This is a genomic window from uncultured Catenibacterium sp. (assembly GCF_900540665.1).
Lineage (GTDB): Bacteria > Bacillota_I > Bacilli_A > Erysipelotrichales > Coprobacillaceae > Catenibacterium.
In genome coordinates, this window is record NZ_UQGV01000111.1 from 1 (window position 1) to 3,991 (window position 3,991).

General features: G+C 36.0%; 3 protein-coding genes and 1 pseudogene. All 4 read left to right on the forward strand.

The window, feature by feature from the left end:
• Window positions 1-190 precede the first annotated feature (190 nt).
• A pseudogene (locus QZQ55_RS10615) lies at window positions 191-460 on the forward strand (SIS domain-containing protein); the annotation flags it as partial.
• Window positions 461-550: 90 nt separating this feature from the next.
• On the forward strand, window positions 551-2,860 hold the full coding sequence (locus QZQ55_RS10620; RefSeq protein ID WP_295093161.1) for a formate C-acetyltransferase/glycerol dehydratase family glycyl radical enzyme: 2,310 nt from the start codon (window positions 551-553) through the stop codon (window positions 2,858-2,860).
• A complete protein-coding gene (locus tag QZQ55_RS10625) occupies window positions 2,823-3,749 on the forward strand; it encodes a glycyl-radical enzyme activating protein (protein WP_295093163.1) in 927 nt (308 codons plus the stop codon). Before QZQ55_RS10620 ends, QZQ55_RS10625 begins: the two co-directional genes overlap by 38 nt.
• A 4-nt stretch (window positions 3,750-3,753) precedes the next feature.
• On the forward strand, window positions 3,754-3,991 hold a 238-nt coding region (locus QZQ55_RS10630; RefSeq protein ID WP_295093165.1), incomplete at its 3' end, for a transaldolase family protein.

The following is a 3,991-nucleotide window of genomic DNA, read 5'->3' on the forward strand; positions in this document are numbered from 1 at the left end:
TCGCTTTGATTTAATATGAGCAAATTAATGATACAGCGAAAGGTTTTTAATTACATAAAAATAGTTGAAAAAGTGGGAGCCACAGTGTGACCCCCACAAATTTAAAGGTGCTGTTTCCAAGACCCCCAAATATTTAGAGCGAAGCTCTGACCCCCACAAAAATTAAAGACCCGAATTTTCAGCTGTCTTAACAGCGATTAAGGAAGCATATAATCAGAAAGCAACAACACTTTCTATTACCAATAGTGATAAGTCATCCATTGCGTTAGAAAGTGATTATCATATTACGACTGCGACACGTGAAAAGGTTTATTTAGAAGGGTATTGTTTTTCTCGAGTTAGTGCCACTGCAGTAATAGAAATACTCTATTTATTCTTAACAACGATGAAAGAAGAAGTAAGTAAAAAGCGCGCAAAGCATGAAGGTTTGATTGCTGGAGGGTTTAAGGTATGCAGGTGATGCATGCCTTTTTAATTATCAAAAACAATAATAAAAGTATTGAAAACAATAATTATATGGGTATAATTAAGTTGAAAAGGAGAGAAAAGTATGCGAAACAGAATTACAATATTAAAAGAGAAGATGCTTGATGAAAAACGTTATGCATCTATTGAACAAGCGCGTATCATAACACGTATTTATAAAGAGAATGAAACTCTTTCTGTTCCTATGAAACGTGCCCTCTCTTTAAAAGCGGCGTTAGAAGAAATAGAAATTGGTGTTGAAAAAGAAGAATTGATTGTTGGAAATCGTACAAAAGGTGTACGTGCAGGTGTTGTATTCCCAGAAAGTGGCTGTTCATGGGTTGATAAAGAATTTGAAACACTTCCTACTCGTCCTCAGGATCGCTTTGAAGTGAGAAGTGAGGATATCAAAGAATTTAGAGAAACGATTTACCCATACTGGAAAGGACATTCTATGGAGGATGTCATTAGATCACGTTATGGTCAGGAAATCGATCATATGAGTAAAGTTGTAAAGATCAATCAGAAAGATCATGCACAGGGTCATATCTGTCCTGATTCAGCTTTATGGTTGAAATATGGACCTCAAGGATTATTAGATAAGATTAATGAAAAACAAGAAACAGAATTCTATACTTGTACGAAACTTGTATTAGAAGGGGCAATCACTTTCATGAAGAGATATCATGACTATATTATCTCTATGCCCGAATATCATGAGAGTGATGACTTAAAGCGTGTTGCAGATAACTGCCTCTCTTTATCTCAAAGACCTCCAAAAACATTCCATGAAGCCGTACAGTCTCTCTGGTTCTTATTCGTGATTTTACATATGGAATCCAATGCGTCTTCGTTCTCACCAGGACGTATGGATCAGTATCTTTACCCATATTATGAACATGATTTAAAAGAAGGGCTTATTACGAAAACTGATGCATTAGAAATATTAGAATGCCTCTGGTTGAAATTTAACCAGATTGTTTATCTTCGTAACAGCCATTCAGCAAAATACTTTGCGGGATTCCCAATTGGGTTTAATATTGCGATAGGTGGTTTGGATGAAAAAGGACATGATACATATAATGATTTATCCATGCTTTGTCTAGAAGCACAGAAGGAATTATGTCTTCCTCAGCCTAACCTATCAGTGAGACTTAATAAGAATACATCTCATGAACTCATGCAGAAGGCGATTGAAGTTGTTGCATTAGGTAGTGGTATGCCTCAGTTCTTTAATGATGAAGCCATTATTCCTGCAATGGAAAGACTTGGTATCACTCACGAGGATGCTTTAAATTATGCGATTGTAGGATGCGTAGAACTTACAACCTATGGTAATAACCTAGGCTGGAGTGACGCGGCTATGTTCAACCTCAATAAGGCATTAGAACTTACTTTAAATAATGGTAAATGTTTATTGACAGGACAGAAACTCGGACTAGATATGGGATCACTTGAAACATATAAGACATATGAACAGTTAGAAAAAGCTTTCAAGATCCAGATTGATTACTTTATTGAAATGATGATGAAAGCAGAAGAAGTTGTGGAAAGAGCTCATCAGGAATGCTTACCTACAGCCTTCTTATCTTGTGTCATTGATGATTGCTTAGAAAAAGGTATGGATGTTACAAGAGGCGGCGCTAAATACAATTTATCTGGTATCCAGATGATTCAGATTGCGAACTTGGCTGATTCTCTTGCCACTATTAAAAAACTTGTCTATGAAGACCATCTTTTAGATTCAAAAGAACTTCTCGCAGCTTTACAGGATGACTTTAAAGGACATGAAATCACACAAGCCATGCTTTTAAATAAAGTTCCTAAATATGGTAATGATATTGCCTGGGTAGATGAGTGTGGTGCTAAATGGGCACGTTACTTTAGAAATAAGATGAAAGAGTATAAGAATTATCGTGGTGGTCCTATTCATACAGGTATGTATACTGTCTCAGCTCATGTTCCAATGGGTGAAAATGTAGGAGCATCTCCAGATGGTAGAAACGCTTATACACCTCTTGCAGATGGTGGTATGTCACCTGTCTATGGTAGAGACCTAGCAGGGCCAACAGCTGTCTTAAAATCTGTCTCTAAGCTTGATGATGATCTCACAACCAATGGGGGATTACTCAATATGAAGTTCTTACCAGACTTCTTTAAAACAGAAACAGGACGCATGAAGTTTGAAAACTTCCTTCGTGCTTTTGTAGACTTGCATGTACCTCATATTCAGTTCAATGTCGTGAATAAAAAAGATTTATTAGATGCGAAAGTTCATCCTGAAAGACATCGTTCACTCACAATCCGTGTTGCTGGATATACAGCCTACTTTGTAGAACTAGCAGGTAAATTACAGGATGAAATTATTGCGAGAACAACCTATGACAACATATAAATATCTTGTATTTGATATCAAAAGATTTGCGGTACATGATGGTGAAGGATTACGTACTACGATATTCTTTAAAGGATGTCCTTTAAGATGCAGATGGTGTCAGAATCCTGAAGGACTTTTACCCCAAAGAAAGCCTATTTACTTAGAAAACAAATGCATGCATTGTCGCAACTGCGAGAAGCATGGAGTAGGTAAAATAGCCTATCAAAATAGACCTGTATTTATGGAAGATGATTTGGATGAAATCTTTAAGTATTGTCCTACGGACGCTATTCAGTATGATAGCTCTTATTACAGCTTAAAAGAACTTGTTGATAAGGTGATGGAAGATGAAGTTTTCTTTAAATATGGCGGAGGAGTGACAGTTTCTGGTGGAGAGCCTTTTATGCAGCAGGAAAAACTGATACAATTATTAAAGGAACTCCATCCAAAAGTACATACAGCCATTGAAACATCACTTTATACTTCGCTAGATTTAGTTAAGCAGGCAGCGCCTTATCTTGACCAGATCTATTGTGATTTAAAGATAGAAGATGAAAAAGCGCATCTAGAAGCGACTGGTGTATCAAATACAATTATTAAAGATAATCTAGCTTATTTACTTACAAGTGAGCATAAAGATAAAGTGATTGTAAGAACACCACTTATTCCTGGATATACAGGTAATGATGACAATATTAAGAGTATTGCCTCTTATCTTTATAGTTTATATCCAGAAGTACGTTATGAATTATTAAATTATAATCCTCTTGCATCCGCAAAATATGCTTTAACTGAATTTGAATATGGTGTCAAAGAGGATGCATTGGCCTATAGCCAAGAAGAATTAAGCCATTACTATCAGATTGTATCTGATAGTGGAATAAAAAATATAGTCAAGGGAGATTAAAAAAATGGAATTTATTATCGACACAGTTGATTTAGAAGAAATTAGAGATGCGGTAGATCACTTACCAATCGTAGGTGTTACAAGTAATCCAAGTATTGTAAAGAAGACAAGCCCAAAGGATTTCTTTGGACATATGAGAGAGATCAGACAGATTATTGGTGATGAACGTTCTTTACATATTCAGGTCATTGCGACAGAAGCAGATGAAATTGTGAAAGAAGCACATAAGATTTTTGAAGAAG

Excerpts from the sequence above, each read along its gene's own strand:
- QZQ55_RS10625 (WP_295093163.1), top strand. The coding sequence starts at position 2,823 with ATGAAATTATTGCGAGAACAACCTATGACAACATATAAATATCTTGTA.
- QZQ55_RS10620 (WP_295093161.1), top strand. The coding sequence starts at position 551 with ATGCGAAACAGAATTACAATATTAAAAGAGAAGATGCTTGATGAAAAA.